Genomic DNA, 26,364 nt, shown 5'->3' on the forward strand with positions numbered 1-26,364 from the left:
GCGACGGTGGATGCGTATTTGGCGGTGCCTGTTCACCTGGCGACGGTGGATGCGTATAGGTAGGGGTGGATCCGGACGGATAGGGGTGGATCCGGACGGATAGGGGTGGCCACGGACGGATGCGGGTGGATGCGTATAGGTAGGGGTGGATCCGGACGGGCATGGGCGGCTGCGGCCGCCGGCAGATCAGCGCAGTGCGAGCAGGCTCATCGCGGTGACCTCGTCGACGACCAGGTCGGTGGCGGCGCCGGCCCGCAGCGCGGCGCGCAGCGGCAGGGCCTTGCGGGTGCCGGCGGCGAGCAGCAGCCGGCGGGGGATCCGCGCCAGCTGGGACGGGTTCGGGCCGGAGCAGCGGGCGTTCATTCCGATGTCCCGGAAGGTCCCGTCGGCCCGCAGGAACACGGTGCACACGTCCCCGACCGCCCCGTCGGCCCGCAGCGACCGCAGGTCCTCGCCGGTCAGGTAGTTGTTGGTGTAGACGTGGCTGGGCACGGCGGCGTCGAAGGCGCCCACCCCGAACACGGCCAGGGTGCACTGCTGCTGGGTCTCCAGCACTCGGTGCACGGAGCGCTCGTGCCACATGGCGTCCCGGGTCGCGGCGTAGTCGAAGAAGGCGGGGACGGGGAAATGGTGCACGGTCGCGTCCCAGAGCGCCGCGGCGCGGGAGAGCACCGTGGAGACGTAGGTGAGGCCGGAGCCCTCCGTGTTGATCGCCCCGTTGAGCTGCACGATCCGCAGCCCCGGCACCGGGCGCGGCCGCAGCGACCCCACCAGGGCGGCGATCGTGGTGCCCCAGGCCATCCCCACCGTCATCCCCGGCTCGAGCATCTCGTCGAGCATCGTGGCGCCTGCGTCGGCCACGGCCTGCAGGCGTTCGCGCTCGTCCTCGGTCGCACCGGCGGCGATCACGTGCGCCTGGACGCCGTACTGCTGGGAGATCCGCCGACGGAGCTCCTCGACCCGGTGCGCCCCGGGCGGACGCAGCGAGATCTGCACCAGTCCGGCCTCCCGGGCATCGCGGAGCATCCGGGACACCGTCGACCGCGAGACGGCCAGGGAGCTCGCGATGGACTCCATGGTCTGGCTCTCGCCGTAGTACATCCGTGCAGCCGCAAAGGCGGTTTCGAGGCGGTGGTCGGGGATCACCCCCTCAGTGTTGCACGTTCGTGCACGGGACTTGCGGGATGGTGCACGGAGGTTCCACGATGGCTCCGGATGCCGCAGCTAACGGCGGCGCCCACTGCGACGGATTCGGCCTGAGAAGGTCCGGTCTCGGGAGATACGGCCCTACAGGGTCCGCCTCCACAGGGCCCGCCTCCAGAGGACCAGCCGTCGCGGCGCAGACGTCACGGCAAAGGAGCAACCACGTGTCCGATCAGCATCGGTCAGCACTCACCCCGGAGAACCGGGCGGAGCACCTCTCGCGTCTTCGCGCCGCGACCCCGCAGAACCCCCTGGACGTGCTCGTCGTCGGCGGCGGTGTCAACGGCGCCGGCGCGGCCTTCGACGCGGCGACCCGCGGCCTCTCCGTAGGCCTCGTGGAGACCCGCGATTGGGCCAGCGGCACCTCCTCCCGCTCCTCGAAGCTCATGCACGGCGGCCTTCGCTACCTGCAGATGCTCGACTTCAAGCTGGTCGCCGAGGCGCTGCGCGAGCGCGACCTGCTGCTCACGCACACGGCCCCGCACCTGGTGAAGCCCATCAAGTTCGTCTTCCCCTTCTTCAAGAAGGTCGTGGACCGCGCCTTCATCGGCTCGGGTGTGATGCTCTACGACGCGATGCAGTCGGTGGGCCGCAAGCGCGCCGTGCCGATGCACCGCCACCTCCTGCACGACAAGATGCTCGACGTCTTCCCGGCCCTGGACGGCGAGAAGGCCGTCGGCGCGCTGGAGTACTACGACGCCCAGGTGGACGACGCCCGCTTCGTGATGATGCTGGTGCGCTCCGCCGCGCAGCATGATGCCTCGGTCGCCAACTACACGAGCGTCGTCGACTACCTCCACGAGGGCACCCGCGTGATCGGCGCCCGGGTGCGCGACGAGGAGACCGGCGAGGAGTTCGACGTCCACGCCCGCGAGACCATCCTCGCCGGCGGTGTCTGGACCCAGGACCAGCAGGACCTCGCCGGTGCAGACGCCGGCCTCGAGGTGCTCGCCTCCAAGGGCATCCACATCACGATCGCCCGCGACCGCATCCCCGCCGTGCCGGATACCGGCATCATCACCCAGACCGAGAAGTCCGTCCTGTTCATCATCCCGTGGGACGAGTACTGGGTCATCGGCACCACCGACACCCCGTGGACCCAGGACCCCCGCGACGTGAACGCGACCGCCGAGGACATCGAGTACGTGCTCGCGCACGCCAACGACGTGCTCGCCGACGATCTGACCCGTGAGGACGTCATCGGCGTCTACTCCGGCCTGCGCCCGCTTCTGCAGCCGGTGCGCAAGAACTCCGGTGGGGGGTCGACGAAAGTCTCCCGCGAGCACACCGTGATGGAGGTCGAGCCGGGCCTGTCCGCGATCGCGGGCGGCAAGTACACCACGTACCGGGTGATGGCCGAGGACGTCGTCGACTTCGCGATCAAGGACTCCCAGCCCGGGCGCCCGAGCCTGACCCGCTCGGTGCCCGTGATCGGTGCCCAGGGTTACGAGTCACTCGTACGCGACAAGCAGGAGATCGGCCGACGCTACGGCTTCGACGAGATCCGCGTGGATCGCCTGCTCTACCGCTACGGCGCTCTGCTGACCGATGTCCTCGCCCTGATCGATGAGGACCCCTCGCTCGGCACCCCGCTCGAACACGCCCCCCGGTACCTCCGGGCCGAGATCCTCTACGCCGTGCGCGCCGAGGGCGCCCGCCATCTCATCGATGTGCTGCAGCACCGCACGCGGCTGGACTACGAGACCCGCGATCGCGGCGTCCACGCGGCCACCGAGGTCGCCGCGCTCGTCGGCCCCGAGCTGGGCTGGGACGACGCCATGCGCGACCGCGAGGTCGAGACCTACCGAGATCTCATCACCGCCCGTCTGGACGGCGAACGCACCACCAGCGATGAGCAGGCCGCGGCCCGCCTCGCCGACGTCGCGGAGGTGCCCCCTCGCCGATGACCGAGACGGTGCCCGGAGACGAGATCCGGGCACCGTGGGGGCGCGCACCGTGCGCGCCCCGGCAGAGCTCCCCGGGGCTCTGCGACCGGCCGATCCGGGTTCCGCCCGACGCGCCCCCGCTCCACGACGAGCGGCAGAGGCGCGTCACCCGTCGACTTGCTGCGTCCATCGATGCCGCAGCATGCGCGCCGAGGAGCCAGGGCTCGACCGGATCCCGATCCGCACCGACGCGGATCGCTAAGGAGAACACCTGATGGAAACGATCGGAACGATCCTGCTGTCGGAGATCGCGGGCACCGCGATGCTGACGCTGATGGGTGGTGGCGTGGTCGCCAACAACATCCTCGGCAAGACGAAGGGCAACGGTGGCGGCTGGCTGATGGTCAACTTCGGCTGGGGCCTCGCGGTCTTCGTCGGCGTCTACACCGCGTTCAAGACCGGCGCGCACATCAACCCGGCCGTCACCACCGGTCTGCTCTTCAGCGAGGCCACCGAGTACGCGCCGGGCATCCCGATCACGTTCGGGACCACGATCACCTACTTCATCGCCGAGGTCGTCGGCGCCTTCATCGGCGCCGTGCTGGCCTGGCTCGCCTACAAGAACCACTACGACCAGGAGACGGACCCCGGGACCATCCTGGGCACCTTCTCCACCGGCCCCGAGATCCGCTCCAAGGGCTGGAACCTGGTCACCGAGATCATCGCGACCTTCGTGCTGGTGTTCGTGATCATCATGTTCGGCAACACTCCCGACAAGCTCGGCCCGCTCGCGGTCGCGCTGCTGGTGGTCGCCATCGGCGCCTCCCTCGGCGGGCCGACGGGGTACGCCATCAACCCCGCCCGTGACCTCGGCCCGCGCCTGGCGCATGCAATCCTGCCGATCAAGAACAAGGGCGGCTCGGACTGGGGATACTCGTGGGTACCGATCGCCGGCCCCCTGATCGGTGGCCTCCTGGCAGGCGTAGCCTCGATCTTCTACTTCTGATCGACGACTTCTGACCAGCCACGTAGCGTCGCGCCGATGCGCGGCACTGCGACCTCACGACACGTCATCCACGACGACTCATCCATGACGAAGGAGTTCTGATGAACGACGACACCATGTACATCATGTCCATCGACCAGGGCACGACCTCGACCCGGGCGATCATCTTCGACCACGGCGGCCAGATCGTCGCCAGCGGCCAGAAGGAGCACGAGCAGATCTTCCCGAAGTCCGGGTGGGTCGAGCACGATCCGAAGGAGATCTGGAAGAACACCCGCGACGTCGTGGGTCAGGCGCTCGTGAACGCCGAGATCAACCGCCATCAGCTGGCGGCCGTGGGCATTACCAACCAGCGTGAGACCGCCGTCGTGTGGGACAAGAACACCGGTGAGCCGGTGTACAACGCCATCGTCTGGCAGGACACCCGCACGCAGAAGATCTGCAACGAGCTCGCCGGCGACGAGGGCGCCGACAAGTACAAGGAGCGCGTGGGCCTGCCCCTGGCCACCTACTTCTCCGGGCCCAAGGTGAAGTGGATCCTCGACAATGTCGACGGCGCCCGCGAGAAGGCCGAGGCCGGGGACCTGATCTTCGGCAACACCGACGCCTGGCTGATGTGGAACCTCACCGGCGGCACGAACGGCGGTATCCACGTCACCGACGTCACCAACGCCTCGCGCACGATGCTCATGAACATCGACACCCTGGACTGGAACGAGGACATCGCGAAGGACATGGGTATCCCGATGTCCATGCTCCCGGAGATCAAGTCCTCCTCCGAGGTGTACGGGAAGGGCCGCAAGAACGACCTGCTCATCGACACCCCGATCGCCGGCATCCTCGGCGACCAGCAGGCGGCCACCTTCGGCCAGGCCTGCTTCGAGGTGGGCCAGGCGAAGAACACCTACGGCACCGGCAACTTCATGCTGATCAACACGGGCGAGGATCTGGTGCGCTCCGAGAACGGGCTGCTCACCACCGTCGCCTACAAGATCGGCGACAACAAGCCGGTCTACGCCCTCGAGGGATCGATCGCCGTGACCGGCTCGCTCGTGCAGTGGGTGCGCGACAACCTGGGCCTGATCAAGGACGCACCCGAGATCGAGGACCTCGCCAAGAAGGTCGACGACAACGGCGGCCTGTTCATCGTCCCGGCGTTCTCGGGCCTCTTCGCCCCGCACTGGCGCTCCGACGCCCGCGGCGCGATGGTGGGCATGACCCGCTTCCACACCAAGAACCACATCGCCCGGGCCACCCTGGAGGCCACGGCCTTCCAGTCCCGCGAGGTGCTGGACGCGATGGTCGCCGACGCCGAGAGCGAGGGCGTCGAGCTCTCCGAGCTCAAGGTCGACGGCGGCATGGTCATGAACGAGACCCTCATGCAGTTCCAGGCCGACATCCTCGGCGTGCCCGTCGTGCGCCCGAAGGTCATCGAGACCACCGCGCTCGGTGCCGCCTACGCGGCCGGCATCGCCGTGGGCTTCTGGGACGGCGAGCAGGACGTCATCGACAACTGGGCCGAGGACAAGCGCTGGGAGCCCGCGATGGACGACGAGACCCGCGATCGCTACCTGCGCCTGTGGAAGAAGGCCGTCGAGCGCACCCTGGACTGGGTCGACGACGACACCGAGGCGCTGTACAGCTGAGTCGTCGCCCTCGGGCCTTCGGGCCTTCGGGCCTTTGGGTCCCCGGGCCCTCGCGTCCCCACGCCAGTGCGCGCTGGGTTTCCATGTCTGGAAGCCCAGCGCGCACTGCCGTGAGGATGGCAAGGCGTGGGGAAGGAAAAGCGTGGGGAAGGCACGGCGTGGGGCGGGCAGTCGCCGGCGGTTCCCGACCGCACCTGAGCCCCTCCCTCCAGCCCTCACCTCAAGCCTCCCCCCCCCGCCCGCCCCGCTCTCCAGGTCGTTACCGCGGGGTTATGTGCACGTGGCTTCCCGTTGTGGAAGCCACGTGCACATGACTGCGCGGTAGCTGGTGGGAGTGAGGGATACGGGTCGGCGGGACGCTGAGAGGCGAGCGGGATGGAGCGGGGGAGTGCTGGCCCGGACAGCGGAATCGACCGTCGCGAGAGATGTCACCGTTGGGATACAGCTGCAGTGATCGGCGACACGGAGGCGTATCCTCGGCGTCACCCCTCAGTACCGACGCTCGCGCGGCGTCCCGTCACCATGTCCGAGGGCCGGCGCTGCACCATCGTCGGACGGTGATCGAGATCCGCGCACCGATCTGCGGCGCTCGTCCCGAGCGTCGTGCACGGAGCACGCTGCACCCGGCAGCTCCTCGAGAGCTCGCCGTGTGCGCTCGTTCCCCCCGCCCCCCGAGCGCGCCCTGTCCGTCGCCCGCCCCTCGACCCCCTCGACCACCTTCCCCACCCCTGAGATCGGAGTCCCCTCATGGATCTCGTCTTCAAGATCATCGCCCTGGCCGTCTACTTCCTCGTCATGATCGGCATCGGCCTGTACGCCTTCCGCAAGACGTCGGACGGTGAGGACTACATGCTGGGCGGGCGCCAGCTGCATCCCTTCACCGCCGCGCTCTCCGCCGGTGCGTCGGACATGTCCGGCTGGCTGCTGATGGGCCTGCCCGGCGCGCTGTACATGAACGGCCTGGTCGAGGCGTGGATGGCCATCGGTCTGACCGTCGGCGCCGGTCTGAACTGGGCGTTCGTCGCGCCGCGTTTGCGTCAGTACACGCAGATCGCCGGCAACTCGATCACCGTGCCGAGCTTCTTCGGCAACCGTCTGCATGACCGCACGAACATCCTGCGCGTCGCGGCGGGCGTGATCATCCTGGTGTTCTTCACCTTCTACGTCTCCTCCGGCATGGTCGCCGGCGGCGTGTTCTTCCAGTCGACGTTCGGCGGCTCCTACCTCATGGGCATGCTCCTGGTCGCAGGCGTCACCATCCTGTACACGCTGTTCGGCGGCTTCCTCGGGGCCAGCTACACCGACGTCGTCCAGGGCATCATCATGATGATCTCCCTGATCGCGGTCCCGATCACCGCGATGATCGTGGTCGGCGGACCGACGGCGATGTTCGAGTCCGTGCGCGAGGTCAACTCCACCTTCGGCTCCCTGACCGCCGGGGGCACCTTCATCGGCATCGTCTCCTCGGCCGCCTGGGGCCTGGGCTACTTCGGCCAGCCGCACATCATCGTGCGCTTCATGGCGCTGCGCTCCTCGCGCGATGCCAAGTACGGCCTGGTCGTGGGCATGAGCTGGATGATCATCTGCGTCCTCGGCGCCGTGTTCACCGCGCTCGCGGGTCTGGCCTATTTCCAGCAGAACGCCGATGCGGTCCTCACCGACTCCAAGAACGGCGAGTCGGTGTTCCTGGACCTCTCGCAGCTCCTGTTCCACCCGCTGATCGCCGGGTTCCTGCTCGCGGCCGTGCTGGCGGCGATCATGTCCACGATCTCCTCGCAGCTGATCGTCTCCAGCTCCGCGCTGATCGAGGACCTCCTGGGCGGCATCGGCATCAAGCTCAGCGCCAAGAGCGCCCTGTGGGGCGGCCGCATCGGCGTGCTCGCCGTCTCGGTGATCGCGCTGATCCTGGCTCTGAACCCGGACAGCTCCGTGCTGGGCCTGGTCGGCTTCGCGTGGGCCGGATTCGGTGCGGCCTTCGGCCCGATCGTGCTGCTGTCGCTGTTCTGGCGCCGACTCACCATGATCGGCGCTGCCGTGGGCATGGTCTCCGGCGCGGCGGTCGTCTTCATCTGGGGCCAGTTCACGCCCGACGTCGCCTGGGGCCTGTTCGGTGATCAGCACCTCTACGAGATCGTCCCGGGCTTCCTGGTCTGCCTCGTCCTGGCGATCGTGATCAGCATGATCACGCCCCAGCCGCCGGCGAAGGCGATGGAGGAGTTCGACGAGATGCTCGGCTCCCTCAAGACCGGCGAGTTCATCGATCATTCGGCCGACGCGGAGCCTGCCGGCTCCGGCGCGACCGGTTCCGGACCGGCTGTCTGACCCGTTCGGAACGCCTGATCGAGACGGCGCCCGCCCGACGAAGGACTGTCGGGCGGGCGCCGTCTCGTGGCGCGGGTACCGGATCTCGCCTGCTTCTCGCCTCAGGGCAGGGCAGGGCAGGGCTCCGGATCAGGCGGCGAACAGCCGCTCGCCCGTGGGGCCCGCGACGCCGGGTCGGACCGAGAACAGCGACCCGGCCTGCGGATCCTCCCCGTCGGAGAGGTTCTCCCGGCTGGTGGTGATGAACAGGGTGCTGAGGTCCTCGCCGCCGAAGGTGCAGGCGGTGACCTGTCGCGCGGGGACCTCGATCCGGGAGGCGACCGCGCCGCGAGCGTCGAGACCCAGCACCTGGCTCCCGCCGTGCATCGCGACCCACACGTTGCCCTCCGCGTCGAGCGTGAGCCCGTCGGGGGAGCCGTTCTGGTCGGCGAGGTCGGCGAACGGGCGACGATTGGTCAGGCCCTCCGCGTCGGACCAGTCGAACAGGTCGACGCGGTTCGTCGGGGTGTCGACGTAGTACGCGAGTGTGCCGTCGGCGGAGAAGGCGAGCCCGTTGGAGATGGTGAGATCGCCGAACTCGCGGTGGGTCGTGCCGTCGGGCAGCAGGCGCCACATGGCGGCGCCGCCGGTGTGGCCGTCATAGGCCATCGACCCGCACAGGAACGAGCCGTCGGGCGCGATCGCCCCCTCGTTCATCCGCACGTCCTCGTCCCACAGCGGCGGGAGCAGGCTGATCGACCCGTCGGGATCCTCGAGGCCGAAACCCTTCTCGAGGGCGAGCACCGCGCCGCCGCTCGAGGCGGGGCGCACGCAGGCCACCACCGGGCTGGGCGTGGAGATGCGCTGCACCGTGCCGTCGGCCGTGAGGTGCATGAGGTCGCCGGCGAGCATGTCGACCCAGCGCAGCCCGCCCCAGGTGTCGGACCAGTACGGGCCCTCGGCGTGATAGCAGATCGAGTCGGTGAGGCGGTCGGCGTGCATGAGGGCTCCATTCACTCGGAACTGCGGTGCGGCCCACCGTACGGGGTGCAGCTGGTGGCGTGTGCCCAGGGGAGAGGACCCGCGGGATCCGGCCGACGGGGGACGGCCGGCGGGCTCGGGCCGACGGGGGACGGCCAGCGGGATCCGGCCGACGGGGGACGGCCAGCGGGCCCGAGTCGACGGGCGTCCCGGTGCTCAGCGCGGCAGCACCCCGAGGGCCTGCGCCACGGGGACGGCGCTCGCGGCCGCCCAGGCCTGGGGCCGGCACGAGGACGGATAGGGGAGCGGCGGGTCGACGTCGTCGCTGCTCCTGCCGCCGAACAGCTCGGGCAGGCGCTGGTCGAGGCCGTCTGCCGCACGGAGCAGTCCCCTGGCCACGATCTGCGCCTCCGCCTCGAACCCGGAGCGGAGCAGGCCGCGCAGGATGAACCCGGTGTCGTGGGTCCACACGCTGCCCCCGTGGTACCGCAGCGGCCCATAGCCGCTGTTGGTCGTGGACAGGGTACGGATCCCGAAGCCGGAGAACAGGCTCGGATGCAGCAGACGGTCCACCACCAGGCGTTCCTGCGACGCGTCGAGGATCCCGGTGCTCAGCAGATGGCCCATGTTCGAGGCGACCCCGGTGACCGGGCGCTTCTGGCCGTCCAGCGCGAGTGCCACGAACGGCCCCAGCTCGTCCTCGCACCAGAACGTCTCGTGGAAGCGTGCGTGCAGGCGGTCGGCCCAGGTGCGGAGGCGGTCGGGGAGGGCGGCGCGGGATACCGACGCCTCGAGCAGGCCCGACGGCGCCTCGAGCAGGCCCGACGACCCCTCGAGCATGTCTGCGGCGTGCCGGGCCGCAGCATAGGCATAGCCCTGCACCTCGGCCGGGGCGATCGCTCCGGTGGCGACGGAGCCGTCGGCGAAACGGATCGAGTCCCCGGAGTCCTTCCACCCCTGATTGGCCAGGCCGTGCCCGGAGTCGTCGAGGTATTCCAGCAGACCGTCCCCGTCGGCGTCGGCGTGCTCGAGCAGCCAGAGCGACGCCGCCTCCAGGGCGGGTCGCAGCTCGCCGAAGGTCGCGTCGTCCAGCCCCGCGCGCCGTGCGTCGTGCAGCAGCTCGATCCACAGCGGGGTGGCGTCGATCGTCCCGTAGTAGACCGGCGGCAGATAGGTCTCGACCATGTCCATGCCCTGGGCGCGAACCTCGTGGAGGATCTTCCCGGGCTGCTGCGCGGTCTCCACGTCGACGACCGTCCCCTGTCGGCGTGCCAGGGTGCGCAGGGTGCCTTCGGCGATGGCGCGGTCCACCGGCAGGGCGAGTGACGCGGTGATCAGAGAGTCGCGGCCGAACAAGGTGAAGAACCATGGAGCGCCGGCGGCGAAGAAGGTCTGGCACGGCTCGCCCGGCACCTGCAGCCGCAAGGCGTCCAGGTCCGACAGGGACCTGCGCAGCAAGCGGTCGACGGCGCGGGACTCGGGGCTGGTGGGCTCGAGCGGGCTGGCGGGCTCGAGCGGGCTGGCGGTCGTGCACGAGGCGGTGGCTCCGGTCGACGTCGCGGCGGCCCACGGCTCGTCGGCAGCCTCGAAGGGGACCGACGGATCCTCCAGGTCCAGGCGCCACGAAGCGCAGGCCTCCCCGCGAGCCGGTGCCTCGAGCGCAACGGTCCAGGTCACGATGGGGCCGTCGGCCGCGAGAGCGCTATCGGCCGCGAGGGCGCCGTCGGCTGAGAGGCCTTCGTCGGGCCCGCGTGACGTCGCGCTCGTGCCCGCGCTTGTGCCCGTGCCCGTGCCCGCGCCCTCACCTACGGTCAGCCGCGCGCGGCCGCCTTCGGTCCCGATCTCCCACTGGGCCGTGTCGGCCTCGACACTCACGGCCGGGCGCTCATCCTCCTGGGCGAGCGCGAGTCGGTGGTCCTTCACCGCGGACATCGACATCCCGTCCGTGATCAGCGCGAGGCGGAGCACCACGCGGCGCGGGCGGTCATCGTCCGAGACCAGGCGCAGCTGCTCCCGGAACCCGTCGGTGTCCGCCGTGCGGGTGCGTTCGAGGATCAGCAGCGGATCGCCCGCCCCATCGGCTGTGGAGACGACATCACGATGGACGATCTCGTCAGCCGTCCGCACCTGCACGCCCAGCGGGGAGAGATCGGCCGCCCGGGCATCGCAGCGCAGGTCGGAGACCACCCGGGTGTCCCCGAGGTAGATGCCTTCCGCGCCTGCTCCGCGCATGGCGCCATCAGGCCGGGACCAGGCCTGCACCGGGGCACGGAAGACCCCGGCGAGGTCGTGGACGAACGGCTGGTGCAGCGGGACCGGGCGCTGCGCGGTCAGGGGCGGCGCGGTGAGGGACGGCAGGGTGGGCTCGTGCATGGATGCTCCGATCGATGGCCTGTGCGTGCCGTGCTGATCAGCCCTCGCGCTGCATGCTCGCGAGGGAGTGGGCGATGTCGCGGGTCGCGGGGTAGAGCTCGCGGTACATCCGGTACAGCTCGTCATAGCGCGCCCCGGCGTCAGGTGCCGGCACGCAGACGCGATCGATCGCATTCCAGGCCTCGGTGTCGCGGCCGTGGACCGCGCGGGCGGCGAGCATCGAGGTGCCGTACGAGGCGCCGACGGTGCGGCGCGGGATCTCCTGGGCGAGGCCCGTGACGTCGGAGACGATCTGCGGCCACAGCTCGTTCTGGGTGCCGCCGCCCACGGCGACCATGCGCTCGATGCGCACGCCCGCCGCGCGCAGCTCCTCGAGGTGGTGGCGGACGCCGTACGCGGCGGCCTCGAGGGCGGCCCGATACAGATCGCCGCGGGCGTGGGAGAGGGTCAGCCCGGCGATCACGCCGCGGGCCGACGGGTCGTGCATCGGGGAGCGTTCTCCGGCGAAGTAGGGGAGCATGAGCAGGCCGTTCGCCCCGACGCCGCTCGCGGCCGCTTCGCGCACCAGGTCCTCGAAGTCGGCCCCTCCGGTCAGGTCGCGCAACCACCCGGTGATCGCCCCGGAGCTCGCCATCCCGCCGGACAGGGTGAAGGTGCCCGGTGTGGTCCCGGAGGTCACCCACATCGCGCGGCTCGGGGCCGGCTCGGCGGTGATCGCGACCAGGAACGTCGTGGTGCCGTACATGAGCATGACGTCCCCGGGCGAGGTGGCGCCCACGCTGATCGCCTCGGCCCAGGCGTCGGTGCTGCCGGCGACCACGGGCGTGCCCGCCTCGATGCCGCTGAGCTCCTGGGCCGCGGCGGCCGTCACGGTGCCGGTGATATCGCCGGACCAGGCCAGCGGCGGCAGCTCCAGCCCCGGTGCGACCTCCTCGGCCCAGGGCTGGTGCCAGTCCAGGGTGCTCGTGTCGTAGAGCGGCGTGACCATGCTGGCGCTCGCGTGATCGAGCGCGTACTCGCCGGTGAGGCGGAAGCCGAGAAAGGACGACGGCATGAACAGGTGCGTCGCCCGGGAGAAGACGTCGGGCTCATGATCGGCGACCCACCGGATCTTCGGGCCGGCGGCTTGCGAGGAGAGCACGCACCCGCTGCGGGAGAGGATCTCGTCCTCGCCGAAGCGGTCGGTCAGCTCTTGGATCTGGCGCTCGGCCCGGGTGTCGACCCCGTAGAGGATCGCGGGGCGCACGGGCTCCCCGGTGTCGTCGGCCAGCACCACGCACGGGCCCATCCCCGACACGCCGATCCCGGTGACGCGAACATCTGTGCCGGCGGTGAGCTCGGCGGAGATCCCGACGAACTCCTCCCACCACACGCGGGCGTCCATCTCGACATGGCCGGGCGCGGGACGCTCGACGACGTGCTCCCGGGTCGCCGTGCGCAGGATCGTCCCGTCGAGCGCGACCAGCACCCCCTTGGCGCTGGACGTGCCGATATCGACGCCGAGCACAGCCTCCTCGTACTTCGTCATCGACCAGCCCTTTCGTCGCCGCCTCGGCGTGATGGCCCGGTCGGATCCGCCGATGGGCCTGCTCCATACTGCCACTGACCGCGCCCCGATATGCGTCGCTCCGGCGCCGTGGCCCCGGGCCGTGCCCGGGCCCGGATCGCCACCCGGGAGGGGGCCCGATCTGCTCGACGTCGGTGCGCCCGGCTCCGACGTCGATAGGATCGGCAGCCAGAACATATGTGACCCGGGCACATCCGTGCCTCGACACCGGGGTCGGGGACGGACCGACGACGAAAGGAGCGGGCATGCTCGACTCGACCATGGACCCGCAGCTCCTGCACCGCGCGGCGTCCGCGTACTACCTCGACAATCTGCGCCAGGCGGAGGTCGCCGATCGGCTCGGAGTCTCCCGTCCCACGGTCAGCAAGCTGCTCACCGAGGCTCGACGCATCGGGATGGTGCGCTTCGAGGTCCTCGACGTCTCCGGCCCCGATGTCACCGATCTGGAGCAGCGGCTGCGAGACCTTCTGGGCATCGATCGGGTGCGCATCGCCCCCGGTGACCAGCGCGAGCGGGAGTTCCGCGGCATCGGCGACCTGCTGGGGGAGGAGCTGCGTCGGCTCGAGCTGCGCCGCCGTGACGTGCTGCTCCTCTCCTCGGGGACGACCACGCGCGCCGTGAGCCGGATGCCCGGCATGCCCGAGCTGCGCGGCGTGATCATCGCTCCCACCGTCGGCGGCCAGCAGGAGTCCGATCCGGTCTTCCAGACCAACGAGATCGTGCGGAACCTCGCCGACCGCACCGGCGGCGACCCCCGCTTCATCTTCGCCCCGGCCCTGCCCAGCCCCAGTCTGTGGCGCTCGTTGCAGGCCGATCCGAGCTTCGTGGGGATCACCGACCTGTGGGCTCGGGCCTCCGTGCTGGTCTCCGGCATCGGTGCGCCGTATTCGAGCCGTGAGTCCCTGACGTCCGTGGTCCCGCGCGACGACCCGTCCCTGCGCGACGCGGTCGGGGACGTGTGCCTGCACTTCTACGACGCCGACGGGAACACCCTCGTCTACCCCGGCTCGGACCGTCTGGTGCGACCCTCGGCGGACGTCCTGCGCGCCATCCCCACCTCGATCGCGCTCGCCGCCGGGCGCGGCAAGGCCCTGTCGATCCGGGCCGGGGCGAAGGCCGCGCTGTTCACCACGCTGATCACGGACGCGCCGACGGCCGAAGCTGTTCTCGCCGACACGGAGTCCGAACAGGGCTGAGCGGGACTGGGCGGGACGGAACGGGGGCTGAGCAGGACGGAACGGGACTGAGCAGGTCTGGGCGGATCGGCGCCCGCCGTCTGTCCTGGTGTCCGCCCCCATGCCTGCCACAGTGCCTGCCTCTGCCTCTGCCCCCGCCTCTGCGCACGCCACGTGCCGACATCACGGTCGAACATTTGTGCTTGACGAATGTGCGTCCTGTGCCTAGGCTCACAGGTGACCGGCTTCTGCGGCCCGGGCCGGCCAGGCCCCCCGAGCGGATCCGTGGACGGCGGCCGCCGGTGCCGCGCAGTGAGCCTGAACGTAGTGAAGGAGAAGTGTCGAGATGACCGATGTCCCCAAGACCATGCAGGCCGTGGTGATGCACGCGCCCGAGGACTACCGCCTCGAGGACAAGGACGTGCCCACCCCCGCCGCCGATGAGCTGCTGATCCGGGTCGAGGCCGTCGGCGTCTGCGCGAGCGACCTGAAGGCATACGCCGGTGCCGCCAAGTTCTGGGGCGACGAGAACCGTGAGCGCTGGGTCGAGCCCGGCATCACCCCCGGCCACGAGATCACCGGCCTGGTCGTCACCGGGTCCGACGAGGCGCTCGCACTGCATGGCGTGAAGCTCGGGGACCGGATCGTCGTCGAGCAGATCGTGCCCTGCGAGGAGTGCATGTACTGCAAGCGCGGCTGGTACTGGATGTGCGGCCCGCACGACATGTTCGGCTTCAAGCACTACGACGGCGGCATGGCCGAGTACATGATCGTGCCCTCGCTCGCCCGCGCCCACACGATCTCCCCCGAGATCCCGCCGCACCACGCCGCGTTCGCCGAGCCCCTGAGCTGCTCGCTGCACGCCGTCGAGCGCGCGCAGCTCACCTTCGACGACGTCGTGGTCGTCGCCGGCGCCGGTCCGATCGGCCTCGGCGCGATCATCGGTGCCTCGCACAAGACCCCCAAGATGGTCATCGCCCTCGACTTCGACGAGCACAAGCTCGAGCTCGCGAAGAAGTGCGGAGCGGACCTCACCCTGAACCCCTCGAAGGTCGATGTCTACGAGGAGATCCGCGCCCTGACCGGCGGTTATGGGGCGGACGTGTACATCGAGTGCACCGGCCACCCCAGTGCGGTCTCGCAGGGACTGAACCTGCTGCGCAAGCTGGGCCGCTACGTCGAGTACTCGGTGTTCAAGGAGAACGTGTCGGTGGACTGGTCGATCATCTCCGACGACAAGGAGCTCGACGTGCTCGGCGCCCACCTCGGCCCGCACTGCTGGCCCGCCGCCATCAAGATCATCGAGTCCGGCGTGCTGCCGCTCGACGAGATCTGCACCCACCAGTTCGGCCTGAAGGACGTCCAGAAGGCCCTCGACACCGTCGCCGACTCCGCCGGCGCCTCGATCAAGGTCTCGATCCTCCCCGGAACCTGACCCGTCCGGCCGCGGTGCCGACGGCTCCGCGGCCGCCGACGCCGACGTCGTGGTCGGAGCGTCCCGCCTGACGCTCCGGCCACGGGGTCCCGGCGATCAGCCGCTGCCCACCCCACCTACGAGCCTTCCGGACCGCAGCCGTTCCGGACCACCTCACCCCTAGTCGTTCCGGATCGCAGTCGTTCCGGACCACTTCATCCCGCTGGGCGTTCCGGACCGCAGTCGCTCCGGATCACCAGCTGTCGATCAGCACCACGGACGTCCGGTGAGTTCGACGCCGAGCTCGCCATCCCGCCGCACACGGCCCGCCGACGAGGGCGGGCCCGCGCCTCCCATCCAGGCCACCGCGTGGTCTGCCCCCGGTCCCGTCGCCGCCCGCAGCAGACGGCCCGCCGGGCCCCTCCAGAGGAAGGCTCTCCATGAGCACAGCAGCAGTCGCCGAGCACGGGAGCCGCCCCCGCCCGGCGCGCCCGCCGAAGAGGCATCTGGGCCGGTGGATCGCCGCCGCGCTCACGGTGCTCGCCCTTCTCGTCGTGGTCCTGGGCACCAAGGTGGTGCCCGACGGGCAGGAGGAGGTCGCCGGGCCCGCCGCGTTCGACAAGGCCACCTTCGGAGCGCAGGAGTTCCCGACGGTGCAGAAGCAGGTCACCGAGCAGGCGGTCCCCGCGACGGAGCTGGCCGCGGCGATCGCCGCGGACCCGAAGGCTGCCGCCGCGGACCATGGCGTCGAGGCGGCCGGCAACACCGTGTACAGCACCACCTTCACCGGCACGGTCGGGGAGGGGCAGGCCGGTATCTACGACGTCGCCATCGAGGGCATGCCGAAGAACGTCACCGTGCGGATCCAGACCGGCCCGGCCATCAACGGCACCGAGCTCCGCGACGCCACCGGGAACTACGGCTTCGGCCAGTTCACGAACCAGATCGAGTTCCAGGACGCCGGCGCCGCCCTCAATGAGGAGATGAAGAAGCAGGTCCTGGATCCGGTCGATCCGAGCACGCTGAGCGGGAAGACGGTCACCGTGACCGGTGCCTTCACCGCCATCAACCCCGAGGGCTGGCTCGTCACCCCCGTCTCCCTGGAGGTGGCATGAGCACCGCGACCGGGTCCGTCGCACCGGAGGACAGTACCCGTGGCGACAGGGTGCTGGAGGCCCGTGACATCGTGAAGACGTACGGCGGCACCCGGGCGCTGAAGGGCGTGAACTTCGAGATCCATCGCGGCGAGGTCACCACCTTGTTCGGCGAGAACGGCGCCGGGAAATCGACGCTCATGAAGATCCTCTCCGGCGTGGAGCAGCCCACCTCGGGGCAGATCGTCCTCGAGGGCGAGCCGGTCACCTTCGCCACCACGAACGACGCGCGCGACCACGGCATCGCGATCATCCATCAGGAGCTGAGCCTCGCCCCGAACCTCTCGGTGCGCGACAACATCTTCCTGGGCCGCGAGATCACCAGAAACGGGGGAGTGGACTTCGCCGAGGAGACCCGGCAGACCGCCGCGCTCCTGGCGGAGATGCACCTGGACGTGGACCCCTCCACGATGGTCGGGGACCTGCGGGTGGGCCAGCAGCAGATCATCGAGATCGCGCGCGCCCTGTCGATCGACGCCCGCATCCTCATCATGGACGAGCCGACGTCGGCCCTCGCCGCCCGCGAGGTCGAGATCCTGTTCGAGATCATCGAGGACCTCACCTCCCGTGGCGTCTCCCTGGTCTACATCTCGCACCACCTCGAAGAGGCTCTGCGGGTCACCGACCATGCGGTGGTGCTGCGGGACGGCTCCATGACCGCCCGCGGCCGACGCGAGGAGATCGACCTGGACTGGATCGTGCGGCACATGGTCGGCGAGAACTTCGATCTCGGCACCGCCCCGCAGGGCTACGACTTCGGGGAGCCGGTGCTGGAGATCCAGGAGCTCACGGTGCTGGACCCCGAGAATCCTGAGCGCGCGGTCGTTGATCAGCTGTCCCTCGAGGTCCGCGAGGGCGAGATCGTCTGCGTCTACGGCCTCATGGGGGCCGGTCGCACGGAGCTGCTCGAGGCCGTCGCCGGTCGCGGAGAGATCGCCGGGGGCCGGATCCTGTTCCGCGGCGAGGAGCTCGGCACCGAATCGATCCGCGATCGCCTCGCGATGGGCATCGGCCTGGTCCCCGAGGACCGCCAGCGCGACGGATTGGTGCCGACGATGACCGTCGGCCAGAACCTCACCCTGGCCAGCATCACGCAGTTCCTGCGTCGCGGCTTCACCTCGCGTCGTGCGGAGACGTCCCTGGCCACAGGGTTGATTCACGACGTCACCGTGAAGGCGCCCGGGCCCGACGTCAGCATCGGGTCGCTCTCCGGCGGCAACCAGCAGAAGGTCGTCATCGGCAAGATCCTCGCGACCCGGCCCGGCGTGATGCTGCTGGACGAGCCCAGCCGCGGCATCGACATCGGCGCCAAGTCCGAAGTCTTCGGCCTGCTCGCGGACCGTGCCCGCGAAGGGCTGGCCGTCGTGTTCTCCACCTCCGAGATCGAGGAGTGCTTCGGCATCGCCCATCGCATCGTCGTGCTGCACCGCGGCCGCATCTCCGCCGAGTTCGGGCCCGACGCCGAGAAGGCCGACGTCATGGCCGCCTCCGGCGAAGTCGTCTCCTCCTGACCCTGCTCCCTGAACGGATACGCCTCATGACCTCCACCGCCGCAGGCGACGCGCCCCGGATGCCCGACAGCCCGACCCCCGACAGTCCGACGCCCGACAGCTCGAATCGGGGCTCGTCGACCCCTGGCTCCTCGACCCCTGGCTCCTCGACCCCTGGCTCCTCGACGCGGGAGCGCTCCTCGCTCGACATCTCCAAGGTCCTCATCGAGAGCCGGGCCTTCCTGGCCCTCGCGCTGATCATCGTCATCTTCTCGCTGCTGTCCCCGAATTTCCTCACGGTCAACAACCTGCTGATCATGTCCTCGCACGTGGCGATCTTCGCGCTGCTGTCCCTGGGGCAGCTGCTCGTGGTGCTCACGGGCGGCATCGACCTGTCCGTCGGCTCGATCCTCGGCTTCACCGCCGTGATCGGCGGCTTCCTGCTGCGCGGCGTGCCGCTGAGCATGTTCGGGGTGACGCTGTACCCCAGCGTCCCGGCGGCCGTGCTCATCGCGATCGTGCTCGGCGGGGCGCTGGGACTGCTCAACGGCGTGCTCGTGGCGAAGTTCAAGGTGGCGCCCTTCGTGGCGACCCTGGGCATGCTCTACGTGGTGCGCGGCTTCGCGCTGCTGATGACCAACGGACGCACGATCAACGACCTCTCGGGCGAGGAGGGGCTGGGCAACACCGGCTTCGAATGGCTCGGCTTCAACCGCATCCTCGGGATCCCCGCCGGCGTGCTCATCATGGCGGTGATCGCCCTGGTCATCGCCGTGGTGCTGGGTCGCACCACCTTCGGTCGGTGGCTGTACGCGACCGGCGGCAACGAGCGCGCCGCGCAGCTCTCCGGGGTGCCCGTGCGCACGGTGACCGTGTGGGTGTATGTCATCTCCGGGCTGTGCTCGGCGGTCGCGGGGATCATCCTCGCCTCGACCCTGACCAGCGCGAGCCCGACCGCCGGCAACACCTATGAGCTGACCGCCATCGCCGGTGTGGTGATCGGCGGTGCCGCGCTCTCGGGAGGTCGCGGCACGGTGCGCGGCACCCTGCTCGGCGCCTTCGTGATCGGCTTCCTCTCCGACGGGCTCGTGCTCATCGGCGTCTCCGCCTACTGGCAGACGGTCTTCGTGGGCGCGGTCATCGTGGTCGCGGTGCTGCTGAACACCCTGCAGTACGGCCGCCCCGGCGGCTCGAAGCGCAGGGCCCGACGGAAGCCCGGGACGGACACGGGCGCCTCGCCGGAATCCCCGTCGGCGCAGAACTCCTCGCCCCAGCGCTCCCCGTCCGATCCCCCGCTGGCTGAGCCCTCGTCGACCGAGCCCCCGCGCCGGGGGTCACCTCCGACCGACTGATCCACCCTCCGACCCCTCGACCCAGCTCTCCACCCACCCAGTCCTCTCCACCCGCTCACTCCTCTCCATCCATCCGGCTCGCCGCATCTCGCGCACGAGCTCCGACGCCTCCCGATCGGGAGACGTCGCCTTGAAAGGAACACATCATGGAACGCAGGCATTTCCTCTCCGCACTCGGCATCGGGGCCGCAGCGGCCGGTCTCGCAGCGTGCTCCGGAAGCTCTGACGACGCCGGAGGAGGCTCCGGCGGCGGGTCGTCCGACGGCGGCAGCGATGGAGGCGGCGGGGGCACGGACGGCGGTCTGATCACGATCATCGTCAACGACCCCTCGAACCCGTACTGGAAGATCGAGGGCGACGTCGCCGCGGCGAAGGCCGAGGAGCTCGGCTACACGACCACCATCGGCGCCCACAAGGGCGACACCAACACCGAGAACACCCTGGTCGACACCGCGATCTCCAACAAGTCCGTGGCCCTGATCATGGACCCCGCGAACGCCGACGGCTCCATCGGCACCATCAAGAAGGCCATCCAGGCCGAGATCCCCGTCTTCCTCATCAACGCGGAGATCAACGAGGCCGGCCTCGTCAAGGCGCAGCTGGTCTCCAACAACGCCCAGGGTGCCGCCCTCGGCGCCCAGGAGTGGGTGAAGCAGATGGGGGAGAAGGGTCAGTACGTCGAGCTGTTCGGACTGCCCTCGGACAACAACGCCCAGACCCGTTCCAACGGCTTCACCACCACGATCAGCCAGTACCCGGATCTGGAGAAGGTCGGCGAGGAGGTCGCTGACTGGGACCGCACCAAGGGGCATGACAAGGCCCAGTCGCTGCTCCAGGCCAACCCCGATATCACCGGCCTGATCTCGGGCAACGACGAGATGGCGCTGGGAGCGATCGCGGCCTTCAAGGAGGCCGGGGCGCTCGAGGGGATCATCGTCGGCGGCTTCGACGGCTCACCCGACGCCATCGAGGCGATCAAGAACGGCGAGCTCGCCTATACGGTGCTGCAGCCGGTCGCGACCTTCGCGGAGCTGGTCATCGAGATGGCCGACGACCTGCTGCGCAACGGCACCGAGCCGGAGACCGAGAAGCAGGCGCTGGACTGCATCCTCGTCACCGAGGACAACGTGGACAAGATGACGGCGCCGTTCACGTACACCGAGTGACCCCGGACGCCGCCGCGTCGCGAGGCGCGTGCGGCGCCTGATCGTCATCGACCCACCGATGATGCACGTCGGTTCCCAGTGGCACATTTGTGCTTGACGTATGTTCTGGATTCGGCCTATGGTCGTGCCGATCCTCGGCCCGCTTCGCCGAGCCCGGGGTCGCGTTCGAAGGTCGGGGATCCGGCCGCGCCCACACGAAGGAGTGTCCTGTATGAGTTCGGCGACGCAGGCAGCCGGTCCGATCGGTGGAACAGGCGGTCGGGAGACCTTCCTGGACCGCCTCGGCATCCCCCACGTGCTGCGCTGGGGCTTCCTCGGCGTGCTCGTGTTCATGACCGGCAACGGCATCGAGTCGAACTTCGTCTCCCCGCACATCGCGCAGGCCTTCGGCGGCGGCGACGACAAGATCGACCTCGCGGCGAAGATCATCACCGCCTACAGCCTCGCAGTGCTCATCGGCTCCTATCTCGCCGGCGCCCTCTCCGACCTCATCGGTCCGCGCCGCGTGATGGCCCTGGGCGTGGCCGTGTGGGTCGTGTTCCAGCTCGCCTTCCTCGGCTCCCTCCAGCTCGAGTCGGTGCCCCTCATCGCGATCTCCTACTTCCTGCGCGGCTTCGGGTTCCCCCTGTTCGCCTTCGCGTTCCTGGTATGGATCAACGCCGTGATCGACAAGGAGCGCAACGGCGCCGGCGTCGGCTGGTTCTACGTCATGTTCACCGGCGGCTTCCCCACCCTGGGCTCGATCGTCGCCGTCTTCCTGATCGGCGGCTTCGGCGGCGGCCACACCGGGCAGACCGGGGCGATGGCGGCCTCCACGGCAGTGGTCGTGGCCGGCTTCCTCATCGCCTGGTTCGGGGTGCGCGAGAAGCACGGCTCCATGCGCCTGGCGCCCCAGGGCGAGTCCTCCGCGGGCGTGATCCTCTCCGGCCTGCGCCTGACCTTCACCAACAAGCGCATCGCGATGGGCTTCCTGACCCGCCTGATCAACACCGCCCCCGAGTTCGGCATGTTCATCATCCTGCCCAACGTCATCGCCGGGTCGATCGACGACGGCGGCCTGGGCTGGAGCCAGTCGCAGTGGCTGGTCATGACCGCGATCGTCTACGCCGGGAACATCCTGTTCAACGCCGCCTTCGGCACGCTCGGCGACAAGTGGGGCTGGACGAAGACGGTGCGCTGGTTCGGCATCGTCGGCTCCGCCATCGGCCTGCTGCTGTGGTGGTACGTGCCGCACATGGTCCCGGCCGGCTCCGACTGGGGCTTCGTGGTCTCCGTCGCCGCGGGCACCGTCTTCGGCATCCTGCTCGCCGGCTTCGTGCCGCTGGGCGCGATCATGCCCGCGATCGCCCCGAAGCACACCGGCGCCGCGATGGCGATGTACACGACGGCTGCGGGCGGCGCGACCTTCCTCGGCTCCGCCGTGGTCGCGATCGTGCGTCCGCTCGCCGGGAACGTCGGCGTGGTCTGGGCCTTCATCCTGCTGTACGCCTGCGCCTTCACGATGACCTTCTTCTTCAAGGTGCACCAGCCCCGCCTGCACGGCGAGCAGGTGCAGGATGAGGCCGACGCGAGCACCGCGGCGTCCTGATCCAGCCCCCGTCCGTCCCCGCCTCCGACCGAAAGAGACTCCGATGACCTACCTCTTCGATGATCCGAAGTCCTTCCCCGCCGACGCCGTCGAGGGCCTCGTGGCCGCCCACCCCGAGGAGCTGCTGCAGGTCCACGGTGGTGTGGTGCGCAAGAACGCCACCGTGAAGGGCCAGCCGGCGCTCGTGGTCGGCGGCGGCTCCGGGCACTACCCGGCCTTCGCCGGCTGGGTGGGCCCGGGCTTCGCGCACGGCGCCCCCTGCGGCAACATCTTCTCCTCGCCCTCCTCCGACCAGGTCTACTCGGTGGCGAAGAACGCCGAGAACGGCGGGGGCGTGATCCTCGGTTTCGGCCATTACGCGGGCGACGTGCTCCATTTCGGCGTCGCCGCGGAGAAGCTGCGCGCTGAGGGCATCGACGTGCGCATCGTCGCGGTCAGCGATGACGTGGCCTCCGGGGCGAAGGGGGACCACCGCGACCGCCGCGGCATCGCCGGCGACCTCACGGTGTTCAAGATCGCCGGCGCCGCGATCCAGGCCGGCGCGGACCTCGAGGAGGCCGAGCGCCTGGCCTGGAAGGCGAACGACGCCACGCGGTCCCTCGGGGTCGCGTTCGACGGCTGCACGCTGCCCGGCGCCGACGATGCGCTGTTCCACGTCCCCGAGGGGAAGATGGCCATCGGCCTGGGCATCCACGGCGAGCCCGGGATCGACGAGGTGGACATGCCGTCGGCCGCGGAGCTCGCGAAGGTGCTCGTGGACGGCGTGCTGAAGGAGACCCCCGAGCTGGACTCCGACCGCGTCGCCGTGGTCCTCAACGGCCTGGGCACCGTGAAGTACGAGGAGATGTTCGTGGTGTGGAAGCATGCCTCGGCGCTCCTCGCCGACGCCGGCCTCACCCTCGTGCGACCGGAAGTCGGCGAGCACGTGACCAGCCTCGACATGGCCGGGCTCTCGCTCACCGTGATGCGCCTGGACGAGGAGCTCGAGCAGCACTGGCTGGCCCCGGCCGACACCCCCGCCTTCCGTCGCGGCGGCACGGTGGGCGGCGACCTGGGGGAGGAGCGCGGGGAGCTGTACACCCCTGGCGAGGACCCGATCCCCGAGGCTTCCGAGGAGTCCCGCGGCAGCGCCGCGCGGATCACCGCGATCCTCGGCGAGGTCGAGGCCCTGCTGGGTGAGCTCGAGCCGGAGCTGGGCCGTATGGACGCGGTCGCCGGCGATGGCGACCACGGCCAGGGCATGGTGCTCGGCATCCGCGCCGCGCAGGCCACCGCGCAGCGCGTCACCGAGTCAGGCGCCGGGGCCCGCACCGTGCTCGTGCAGGCCGGGGCGTCCTGGTCCGCCGAGGCCGGCGGCACGTCCGGTGCGCTGTGGGGCGCGGCCCTGACCAGCCTCGGCAGCGCCTTCGCCGATGAGGAGGCCGTGAGCGACGAGCAGCTCCTCACCGGTCTCGTGCAGGCCGTCGAGGCCGTCGAGCGGCTGGGCCGTGCGAAGCCCGGCGACAAGACGATGGTCGACGCCGCAGTGCCCTTCCGGGAAGCCCTCGCCGACGCGAAGGATGCGGCAGGTCCTGCGGCCGACGCGGTCGTCGCGGCGGCCGAGAAGGCCACCGCCGCCGCCGAGGCCACGGCGGACATCGCCGCCACCATGGGCCGGGCCCGCAACCACGGTGACAAGTCCGTGGGCACCCCGGACCCGGGCGCGATCTCCTTCTCGAAGATCGTGACCCTCCTGGGGCAGCAGCTGAGCAGCTGAGCAGCTGACCTGCCGAGCCACTCCTGTCCCGACCCCACCGCAAGCACCACCACTCACCCGAAGGAGCAGTCATGGGCTGGAAGATCATCACCGGATCCGACAATGCCGGGTACGGCCACAAGAGCGCGCTGAAGGAGCTTCTCGAGAGCGACCCCCGCGTCGACTCGGTCGTCGATGTCGGCGTCACCGGTCGTGAGGACGGCACGTACTACCCGAACGTCGCCGTCGAGGCCGCGGAGAAGATCGCCGCCGGTGTGGCGGACCGAGCGCTGCTGGTCTGCGGCACGGGCCTCGGTGTCGCGATCGCGGCCAACAAGGTCTCCGGTATCCGCGCCGTGACCGCGCACGATCTGTACTCGGTGCAGCGCTCGGTGCTCTCGAACAACGCCCAGGTGCTGTGCATGGGCGAGCGGGTGATCGGGCTCGAGCTCGCGAAGGAGCTGGTCAAGGTGTGGCTGGACCTCGAGTTCGACCCGGAGTCCTCCTCCGCGGCGAAGGTCGACGCCATCTGCGCCTACGACGGCTCGCTCGACCAGGCCTGACCGGAGTCGGACCGCCCGGCTCCGCCGGACACCCCAGACCCCGACCGCCCGACCCGACCCGGCCTGTTTCCCCGTGCTGTGCTCCGAAATGTTCCACCAGAGGGAACATTTCGGAGCACAACCCGTGAGCTGGACGCCGTAGACGCGCGAGCGCGAGGGTGGGGCGTGACGGGTGGGCCGCACGAGCCGCGCGGTGACTGATTCTCGTGGGCGCCGCTGCTACTCCGCGAGGGCACGTCCGCGCTGCTCGGGGAGGGTGAAGGCGGCCGCCGCGGCGAGGGCGAAGGCGATCGCGAAGGCCACGAAGGCCAGCACCTGGCCGCCGGCGACCACCAGCACCGGCACCAGGAACGGCGCGAGCATCGAGGCGATCCGGCCGAAGGCCGCCGCCGCACCGGTGCCCGTGCCGCGCACTGCCGTCGGGTACAGCTCCGGGCCGATCGCGTACAGCGCGCCCCAGGCGCCGAGGTTGAAGAAGCTCAGCGCGCAGCCGGCCGCGATGATCGTCGCCTCGGAATCGGCCAGGCCGTAGCAGGTGGCGGCCACGGCGGAGCCGGCGAGGAAGACGGTGAGCGTCCAGCGCCTGCCGAGCACCTCGATCAGCCAGGCGGCCATCGCATAGCCGGGGATCTGGGCGAGCGTGATGATCAACGTGAAGGTGAACGACTGGGTGAGGGAGAAACCGCGCTCCACCAGCAGCGTCGGGATCCAGATGAAGGCGCCGTAGTAGGCGAGGTTGATGAAGAACCACACCGCCCACAGCCCGGCCGTGCGCGCGCGCAGGGCCGAGGACCAGATCCCACCGGTGCGCACGGCGTCCGCTGCCGGGACCTCGCCCACGGCGGAGGGTGCTGCGGCACTGACTGTGGTGGCTGCGCCGGCAGCAAGCTCCTCGGGAGCGCCGGCAGCGGGCTCCTCCGGCGTGCCGGCCGTGGGCGCCGACGCGCCGTTCGCGGGCGCCGACTCGCCGGCCGCGTGCGCCGACGCGCTGTCGGCGGAACCAGCCCCAGTGTCCAGCCCGGCCGATTCCTCGAAGCTGCGCACCACGGTCTCGGCCTCGTCGTGGCGGCCCTTCCGCTCCAGGAACCGCACCGATTCGGGCATGCCCCATCGCACCACCAGCGAATATGCAGCGGGGACGAGCCCCACCGCGAGGGCCCAGCGCCATCCCGTCGGCCCTGAGGCGGCCACGAAGGTGCCGATCACGGCGGCGAGGATCCAGCCCAGCGCCCAGAACGCCTCGAGCCACACGATCACGCGACCGCGGATACGGGCCGGGGCGAACTCGCTCATCAGTGTCGAGGCGACCGGCAGCTCCGCGCCGAGGCCCAGCCCCACCACGAAGCGCAGCGCGATCAGCGCACCGACGCCCATCGCGAGCGCCGAGGCTCCCGTGGCCAGGCCGTAGACCAGCAGCGTGAGGGCGAAGACGCTGCGTCGGCCGATCCGGTCGGCGAGCAGACCGCCCACGCTCGCGCCGATCGCCATCCCGGCGAAGCCCGCCGAGGCGATGAGTGAACCGTCGCCCTTGGAGATCCCCCAGTGGACGCTGAGCGCGGCGATCACGAAGGAGATCAGGCCGACGTCCATCGCGTCCAGCGCCCAGCCGATGCCGGAGGCGCCCAGCAGCTTCCCGTGCTTGCGGGTGAAGGGCAGGCGGTCCAGGCGCTGCGATCTGGTCAGGGTGCTGCCCGGGTCCACGAGGGCACCGTCGGGCGAAGCGGGGGCAGGGCTCATCGTCATCTCCGGGAACGGCTGGAAGGT

18 protein-coding genes are annotated in these 26,364 nt (G+C 70.2%); 13 read left to right on the forward strand and 5 right to left on the reverse strand.

Features of this window, described 5'->3' with window-relative positions; translation table 11 throughout:
* Nucleotides 1-186 precede the first annotated feature (186 nt).
* Entirely contained in the window at nucleotides 187-1,146 is a 960-nt protein-coding gene (locus ACT3UL_RS06240; RefSeq protein ID WP_444577265.1) for a sugar-binding transcriptional regulator, read from the reverse strand.
* A 221-nt stretch (nucleotides 1,147-1,367) separates the two neighbouring features.
* On the opposite strand from ACT3UL_RS06240, the gene ACT3UL_RS06245 reads away from it, so the two are divergent.
* From ACT3UL_RS06245 to putP, 4 genes are all read left to right on the forward strand, one after another.
* Nucleotides 1,368-3,110 carry a glycerol-3-phosphate dehydrogenase/oxidase gene (locus ACT3UL_RS06245; protein ID WP_444577266.1) on the forward strand — a complete coding sequence of 581 codons (1,743 nt, stop codon included), beginning with the start codon at nucleotides 1,368-1,370 and terminating at the stop codon, nucleotides 3,108-3,110.
* A gap of 262 nt (nucleotides 3,111-3,372) precedes the next feature.
* Complete coding sequence (locus ACT3UL_RS06250; protein ID WP_443352353.1) at nucleotides 3,373-4,095, forward strand: MIP/aquaporin family protein; 723 nt, start codon at nucleotides 3,373-3,375, stop codon at nucleotides 4,093-4,095.
* Nucleotides 4,096-4,196: 101 nt separating this feature from the next.
* Nucleotides 4,197-5,741, forward strand: coding sequence for a glycerol kinase GlpK (glpK, locus tag ACT3UL_RS06255; protein WP_444577267.1), 1,545 nt, complete (start codon nucleotides 4,197-4,199; stop codon nucleotides 5,739-5,741).
* Nucleotides 5,742-6,488: 747 nt separating this feature from the next.
* The gene (gene putP, locus ACT3UL_RS06260) at nucleotides 6,489-8,063 is read left to right on the forward strand and encodes a sodium/proline symporter PutP (RefSeq protein WP_444577268.1); all 1,575 of its coding nucleotides are present in this window, start codon (nucleotides 6,489-6,491) and stop codon (nucleotides 8,061-8,063) included.
* 129 nt (nucleotides 8,064-8,192) lie between these two features.
* Here the strand turns inward: putP and ACT3UL_RS06265 are convergent, their stop codons facing one another.
* The 3 genes from ACT3UL_RS06265 to ACT3UL_RS06275 all read right to left on the reverse strand — a co-directional run bounded on the left by ACT3UL_RS06265 (nucleotide 8,193) and on the right by ACT3UL_RS06275 (nucleotide 12,924).
* Nucleotides 8,193-9,044, reverse strand: a complete 852-nt coding sequence (locus tag ACT3UL_RS06265) for an SMP-30/gluconolactonase/LRE family protein (protein WP_444577269.1) — start codon at nucleotides 9,042-9,044, stop codon at nucleotides 8,193-8,195.
* A gap of 195 nt (nucleotides 9,045-9,239) precedes the next feature.
* The gene (locus ACT3UL_RS06270; RefSeq protein WP_444577270.1) at nucleotides 9,240-11,396 is read right to left on the reverse strand and encodes a glycogen debranching N-terminal domain-containing protein; all 2,157 of its coding nucleotides are present in this window, start codon (nucleotides 11,394-11,396) and stop codon (nucleotides 9,240-9,242) included.
* Between the two features lie 37 nt (nucleotides 11,397-11,433).
* Entirely contained in the window at nucleotides 11,434-12,924 is a 1,491-nt protein-coding gene (locus ACT3UL_RS06275; RefSeq protein ID WP_444577271.1) for an FGGY-family carbohydrate kinase, read from the reverse strand.
* Nucleotides 12,925-13,208: 284 nt separating this feature from the next.
* Here ACT3UL_RS06275 and ACT3UL_RS06280 point away from each other — a divergent pair, with 284 nt between their 5' ends.
* From ACT3UL_RS06280 to ACT3UL_RS06320, 9 genes are all read left to right on the forward strand, one after another.
* A complete protein-coding gene (locus ACT3UL_RS06280; RefSeq protein WP_444577272.1) occupies nucleotides 13,209-14,159 on the forward strand; it encodes a sugar-binding transcriptional regulator in 951 nt (316 codons plus the stop codon).
* 325 nt (nucleotides 14,160-14,484) lie between these two features.
* Nucleotides 14,485-15,573, forward strand: coding sequence for a zinc-binding dehydrogenase (locus ACT3UL_RS06285; RefSeq protein WP_193116956.1), 1,089 nt, complete (start codon nucleotides 14,485-14,487; stop codon nucleotides 15,571-15,573).
* Nucleotides 15,574-15,992: 419 nt separating this feature from the next.
* Entirely contained in the window at nucleotides 15,993-16,667 is a 675-nt protein-coding gene (locus ACT3UL_RS06290) for a DUF2291 domain-containing protein (RefSeq protein ID WP_193116957.1), read from the forward strand.
* Nucleotides 16,664-18,217, forward strand: coding sequence for a sugar ABC transporter ATP-binding protein (locus ACT3UL_RS06295; protein WP_444577273.1), 1,554 nt, complete (start codon nucleotides 16,664-16,666; stop codon nucleotides 18,215-18,217). The genes ACT3UL_RS06290 and ACT3UL_RS06295 overlap by 4 nt, the downstream gene beginning before the upstream one ends.
* Before the next feature lie 26 nt (nucleotides 18,218-18,243).
* On the forward strand, nucleotides 18,244-19,548 hold the full coding sequence (locus tag ACT3UL_RS06300; protein WP_444577274.1) for an ABC transporter permease subunit: 1,305 nt from the start codon (nucleotides 18,244-18,246) through the stop codon (nucleotides 19,546-19,548).
* 146 nt (nucleotides 19,549-19,694) lie between these two features.
* Nucleotides 19,695-20,714 (forward strand): D-ribose ABC transporter substrate-binding protein, encoded by a 1,020-nt coding sequence (locus tag ACT3UL_RS06305; RefSeq protein ID WP_193116959.1) that lies wholly within the window; start codon nucleotides 19,695-19,697, stop codon nucleotides 20,712-20,714.
* A gap of 211 nt (nucleotides 20,715-20,925) precedes the next feature.
* Nucleotides 20,926-22,302, forward strand: a complete 1,377-nt coding sequence (locus tag ACT3UL_RS06310; protein ID WP_193116960.1) for an RbtT/DalT/CsbX family MFS transporter — start codon at nucleotides 20,926-20,928, stop codon at nucleotides 22,300-22,302.
* Between the two features lie 43 nt (nucleotides 22,303-22,345).
* Nucleotides 22,346-24,058 (forward strand): dihydroxyacetone kinase family protein, encoded by a 1,713-nt coding sequence (locus ACT3UL_RS06315; RefSeq protein ID WP_444577275.1) that lies wholly within the window; start codon nucleotides 22,346-22,348, stop codon nucleotides 24,056-24,058.
* A gap of 71 nt (nucleotides 24,059-24,129) precedes the next feature.
* Complete coding sequence (locus ACT3UL_RS06320) at nucleotides 24,130-24,600, forward strand: ribose-5-phosphate isomerase (RefSeq protein ID WP_444577276.1); 471 nt, start codon at nucleotides 24,130-24,132, stop codon at nucleotides 24,598-24,600.
* Between the two features lie 219 nt (nucleotides 24,601-24,819).
* On the opposite strand, the gene ACT3UL_RS06325 is transcribed toward ACT3UL_RS06320, so the two are convergent.
* Nucleotides 24,820-26,337 (reverse strand): MFS transporter, encoded by a 1,518-nt coding sequence (locus tag ACT3UL_RS06325; RefSeq protein WP_444577277.1) that lies wholly within the window; start codon nucleotides 26,335-26,337, stop codon nucleotides 24,820-24,822.
* Nucleotides 26,338-26,364: the final 27 nt, after the last annotated feature.

It is taken from the genome of Brachybacterium sp. 107 (genome assembly GCF_052379725.1).
Classification (GTDB): domain Bacteria; phylum Actinomycetota; class Actinomycetes; order Actinomycetales; family Dermabacteraceae; genus Brachybacterium.

Coding starts and splice junctions, on each gene's coding strand:
- ACT3UL_RS06295 (WP_444577273.1), top strand. CDS start 16,664: ATGAGCACCGCGACCGGGTCCGTCGCACCGGAGGACAGTACCCGTGGC.
- ACT3UL_RS06265 (WP_444577269.1), bottom strand. CDS start 9,044: ATGCACGCCGACCGCCTCACCGACTCGATCTGCTATCACGCCGAGGGC.
- ACT3UL_RS06290 (WP_193116957.1), top strand. CDS start 15,993: ATGAGCACAGCAGCAGTCGCCGAGCACGGGAGCCGCCCCCGCCCGGCG.
- ACT3UL_RS06270 (WP_444577270.1), bottom strand. CDS start 11,396: ATGCACGAGCCCACCCTGCCGTCCCTCACCGCGCCGCCCCTGACCGCG.
- ACT3UL_RS06320 (WP_444577276.1), top strand. CDS start 24,130: ATGGGCTGGAAGATCATCACCGGATCCGACAATGCCGGGTACGGCCAC.
- ACT3UL_RS06315 (WP_444577275.1), top strand. CDS start 22,346: ATGACCTACCTCTTCGATGATCCGAAGTCCTTCCCCGCCGACGCCGTC.
- putP (WP_444577268.1), top strand. CDS start 6,489: ATGGATCTCGTCTTCAAGATCATCGCCCTGGCCGTCTACTTCCTCGTC.
- ACT3UL_RS06310 (WP_193116960.1), top strand. CDS start 20,926: ATGAGTTCGGCGACGCAGGCAGCCGGTCCGATCGGTGGAACAGGCGGT.
- ACT3UL_RS06275 (WP_444577271.1), bottom strand. CDS start 12,924: ATGACGAAGTACGAGGAGGCTGTGCTCGGCGTCGATATCGGCACGTCC.
- ACT3UL_RS06325 (WP_444577277.1), bottom strand. CDS start 26,337: ATGAGCCCTGCCCCCGCTTCGCCCGACGGTGCCCTCGTGGACCCGGGC.
- ACT3UL_RS06280 (WP_444577272.1), top strand. CDS start 13,209: ATGCTCGACTCGACCATGGACCCGCAGCTCCTGCACCGCGCGGCGTCC.
- ACT3UL_RS06305 (WP_193116959.1), top strand. CDS start 19,695: ATGGAACGCAGGCATTTCCTCTCCGCACTCGGCATCGGGGCCGCAGCG.
- ACT3UL_RS06285 (WP_193116956.1), top strand. CDS start 14,485: ATGACCGATGTCCCCAAGACCATGCAGGCCGTGGTGATGCACGCGCCC.
- glpK (WP_444577267.1), top strand. CDS start 4,197: ATGAACGACGACACCATGTACATCATGTCCATCGACCAGGGCACGACC.
- ACT3UL_RS06300 (WP_444577274.1), top strand. CDS start 18,244: ATGACCTCCACCGCCGCAGGCGACGCGCCCCGGATGCCCGACAGCCCG.